Annotated in this window: 5 protein-coding genes and 1 pseudogene; 4 read left to right on the top strand and 2 right to left on the bottom strand. The window is 51.9% G+C overall.

All coding sequences use genetic code 11. The annotated features are described in order from the left end of the window. The first annotated feature begins 394 nt into the window (after nt 1-394). From M0P74_18050 to M0P74_18035, 4 genes are all read left to right on the top strand, one after another. Nucleotides 395-976: a hypothetical protein gene (locus tag M0P74_18050; GenBank protein ID MCK9365489.1), complete on the top strand. Its 582-nt coding sequence runs from the start codon at nt 395-397 to the stop codon at nt 974-976. Beyond that, entirely contained in the window at nt 957-1,391 is a 435-nt protein-coding gene (locus M0P74_18045; GenBank protein MCK9365488.1) for a hypothetical protein, read from the top strand. Before M0P74_18050 ends, M0P74_18045 begins: the two co-directional genes overlap by 20 nt. 9 nt (nt 1,392-1,400) lie before the next feature. Then, nucleotides 1,401-1,652: a hypothetical protein gene (locus M0P74_18040; GenBank protein ID MCK9365487.1), complete on the top strand. Its 252-nt coding sequence runs from the start codon at nt 1,401-1,403 to the stop codon at nt 1,650-1,652. A 429-nt stretch (nt 1,653-2,081) separates the two neighbouring features. Then, the gene (locus M0P74_18035; GenBank protein MCK9365486.1) at nt 2,082-3,077 is read left to right on the top strand and encodes a rhodanese-like domain-containing protein; all 996 of its coding nucleotides are present in this window, start codon (nt 2,082-2,084) and stop codon (nt 3,075-3,077) included. 138 nt (nt 3,078-3,215) lie between these two features. Here the strand turns inward: M0P74_18035 and M0P74_18030 are convergent. Both M0P74_18030 and M0P74_18025 read right to left on the bottom strand, forming a co-directional pair. Continuing rightward, nucleotides 3,216-3,461, bottom strand: a pseudogene (locus M0P74_18030) (heavy metal translocating P-type ATPase). A gap of 13 nt (nt 3,462-3,474) precedes the next feature. Continuing rightward, nucleotides 3,475-3,995: Spy/CpxP family protein refolding chaperone (locus M0P74_18025; protein ID MCK9365485.1), on the bottom strand; the 521-nt coding region annotated here is incomplete at its 5' end.

Genomic DNA, 3,995 nt, shown 5'->3' with positions numbered 1-3,995 from the left:
TATAAAGACACGGAACGTCCCTGCTGGGAGGTTGCCGGAACTGAGTGCCGGAATATCCTCAATTTCGACTGGGAATGTCGGGATTGCAAGGTTTTCAAGCTCTACGGTTCTATGGATTACCACCCTTCACGGGACAGGCAGAACGAGAGATGAAAATGCGAAACTTTAGCAAACTGAAGTTCCTAAAGCGGCGCAGGACAAGGGGACAAAGGTGCGATGGTTAGGTTTGGCCGGGGCAAATCCCGGATATAAATTAGAAGGGTCATGCCTTTCATTTGCCATCATAGTGCACCTCTATCCGCTTCTCCGCGCCGCCTGCAGGTGATTGATTTTTCACGGGCAGTCCTGTATGGGATGTTTCCCCAAAGAAATGTCCGATAGGAAGGAGCCGCCCGTGAAGAATTCCTTCGTGCAACAATTCTCTCCGAATATCAAGTTCAAATACAGTTGCTTCGATCGCGTCGTCCTGCGGGGATACATTCGGTGGCTTTCCTTTCCAGGCGGCGTGGTCAAGTTTCTCAGATTGATGGGATTATCGTATATCCCCTTCCAGTGCGAGTTCTATTTCAATGGCCACAACGCGATTCATATCCAATTAGACAAACAGGGTGTTTATTCCCGCCGCCATGACAATGCTTTCGCGGATGTGGACGATCCGGAAGCCATCCGCAAGGCGGTGGAGTCACTCCACTGCCGGGCGGTACTCAATAGGGTCACTTACTGGATGAACCTCTTCTTCAAGTTCGACAAAGGGAAATATTCCACCTGCTCCAAGTATCTGCAACATGAATGGTATCTCTCCCAGGTGGAAATCTCCTCCAATATCGTGTTCCGATCAGCGCGTTTCTGCACCAGCCTCTTTGAAAGAATCCTGGATAAGTTCCAACGCCGATTGCCCGAGAGCATCACCCAAATCTTCAGCCGACCACACCCGCGGCTCCCAATCCAAGACCTTCTTGAGACTCTACGACAATAACGCCTGCATCAAACACTGGTTCCGGGGAAACTCCATCAAGCAGTACAACAAAACCGGTTTTTTCATCCGCACCGAAACCACCATCAACCACACCAAATCGCTGGGGCTGAAAAAGCCTGTCCTCTATCTTCAGACCTGTCTGTGGAAAGGTGTCGAATGCAACAACCATTTTCTGGACTGCTGCGCCGATGTGGACGTCTCCTCCATCGTCGACCAGGAACCGGACATCTTCACCAAGACCCTGACCGACCCGGCGGGACGTCGCGTCAGCGCCCCCGACTTCAGAAAGGACCGCCAAGCAGCTCTGGCCAAAGAACTGCTCAAACCCAAATACCAGGTTTACGGATTCAGGACGGCTGATCTGCATAAAAACCTCTCCGGCCTCTTCCGAAATCCTGCACAAATCCGCTACTAGATGAACAAATTGAAGGCAAAGGGCGTACTGAAAAAAAGCGATAATCAATCATTTTACGTGGTTACTCAAAAGGGGTTCGCCTATCTCTGGCTGCAAATTTGTTCAAGCAGCTTCTTCAAAAACCCTATGATTTCAAGGACCATAAAAAATGACGCCTGCCAACTCGCTACGCAACCCTCACAAATCGAAGAAGCCTATGACACCATCCAGCGAGGATTATCTAAACTAACTCAGCAACTTGCCATCGTTCCCTGCCCATGAAAAAACGAGAATTTTTCTCACGTTTTTGAGGCTAAAAGCATAATAATCTGGGAAGAATGTAGAAATATTCCCATTGACAAGATATTGGTTAATTGGCATAAGGGCCATCAATAGGCGATCCGCGGGGATGAATAGATGCTGGCCTCCTGAGAATTGGTGAACAACCCCTCGGACAGGAAGAGACGCTCCACCTGCATAAAGCGGAGCGTCAAATTAAGGTGATTCAAAGTTCCGGGGCGGTTGGGGAGGATAATTAAAACGGGATACGATAAATCCCTGGCAAGTTCGGTAGCATGGAGCGTTTTAGGGCTCGAGGTGATGTGGATGGAATGTTTTGCGCAGGCAGCGGAAAATGCAGAGACATCCGCATCGTAAATGGAAAAAGCGGAAACGGATTATGGAAAATTTTTCACGCACAAGGAGGATGTCATGAGGAAGAAAGGTATCGCGCTGGTTTTGTCCGTAGTAATAATTCTTTACGGCTCCGTGGTGTTGGCAGCGGGGAAGACCGTGGGACACGTCTGTGACGTTGAATTCGCGGCTGACAAAGTTGGCAACGCAGACTGGGTCATCATCGACGGCAGGAGTGGCGCGGAGTATGGCAATGGGCACATTCCCGGCGCCGTAACGTATGGAAAGCCGATCGTCACGGTTCTGAAGAACCCGGTAGATGGCCGGATCGTTTCCGTCAAAAACGCAGAGAAGCTTTTGGGCCAGATCGGCATGGACAACAACAAGGGGCTTATCATCTACGGGAAAAAAGGCGACTATCACGTTGCCCTCGAGCAGCTCCCGATCTACCTGGGAGTGAAGGAATTCTACTACCTTGATGGCGGCTATGAGGCATGGGTGAAGGAAGGCAAACCGGTTCAGACCGAGGCCGTAAAGCCCGTTCCCGCCATTTTCAAGGCAAAGATCGCCAATCCGAAATTCTACGTTTCAACTAAGGAGATGATCGCGATCGCAAAGAAAAAACCCGCCAACGTCACTATAATAGACAACCGATCCCAGAAGGAATACGAAGGCATCGAAAACACCACTCTCAGGGGGGGTCGCATCCCCGGGGCAATCCATATCGGGTACGAACTTAACCTAGACAAGGATACAGGCAAGATGCTTCCGATCGAGGAGCTCCAGAAAGTTTACAAGAACGTTCCCAAAAACAACCAGGTCATCATCTACTGCCACCGGGGATGCCGGACGGCCTACTCATATTACGCCCTTGAAAGACTCGGCTACAAGAACTTCCGCATCTATGAGGATAGCTGGATCGTTTACGGAGCGCGTCCCGACACCCCGGTCGAAGAGGAGCATTACACCAATATGCGGCCGGTGGTTGGTCAGGTAAACGATATTGCCGGGATGAAGGCAAGACTGGATTATCTGGAAGAACGGCTGAACGAACTGGGAAAAGAAAAGAAATAAAACATCCTTACGGTAAAATCGGGGAGAAACGGAACAACTGCAAGCCATCATGTTCCGTTTCTCCTCGTCGGCAACTTCCAAAAATCACAGTTTCCCCGCGGACAGAATGCCATTGTCACATCTGACCCGTCTCCGGTATCACACTCTGGCGCGGCGGAGCCGCAGACTGTTGCTGACCACGAACACACTGCTGAATGCCATCGCCCCGGCTGCAACCATCGGGTTCAGAAATCCCGCGGCCGCGGCGGGAATCAACAACACATTGTAGAAAAACGCCCAGAAGAGATTCTGCTTGATCGTCGCGAGCGTCCGGCGGGAAAGATTTATGGCCCGCACCACGCCGCCGAGATCGCCGCTCATCAGCGTCACGGGCGTGGCAATCGCCTCCCAGGTTTGGTTACCGCATCCCCCACCCGTAACCGCGGCCGCCTGCCATACCGCCACCGCCGCCCCTGTGCTCCATCCACCGCCCCGTAACGGAAGCCTGAATCCTGGCCTGCTGCTCGGGCGTCAAAATCTGCAGCACTTCCTGACGGTAATTCGCAAGCTTCTCCTCCAACTCATCGCGCAGCGCCTGAGCCTCCTTTTGCAGGACGTCGATCTTTACTCTGTCCGGCGTTCTGGCCAGCCACATGCTCCTGAGTTCCCTGCTTTTGTTAAGCATCCGGTCCTGCAGAGGCTCGATATCCTTCAGGTGAACTGCGCGCAGGGCATCGATCTTTGCCGTTTGCTCAGCGGTCAGATTGAGATTCCGCTCCGCAGCGATGTCGGCAAAATTTCCCGGTCCGTAACCGTATCCGACCTTCATCTCCCGATGAGCCATCGCCGAAAGCGCCAGGAGTGTCGTCAGGGCGATCACCGCGACAATCATCATTAATTTGGGAATACTAAACTTCGCTTTCTTCATGGCTTGTGCCT

The sequence above is a fragment of the Syntrophales bacterium genome (genome assembly GCA_023229765.1).
Lineage (GTDB): Bacteria > Desulfobacterota > Syntrophia > Syntrophales > UBA5619 > DYTH01.
The sequence above is the reverse complement of the archived record's forward strand: the minus strand, read 5'-3'. Positions and strand labels throughout refer to the sequence as shown.

Coding starts and splice junctions, on each gene's coding strand:
- M0P74_18035 (MCK9365486.1), top strand. CDS start 2,082: ATGAGGAAGAAAGGTATCGCGCTGGTTTTGTCCGTAGTAATAATTCTT.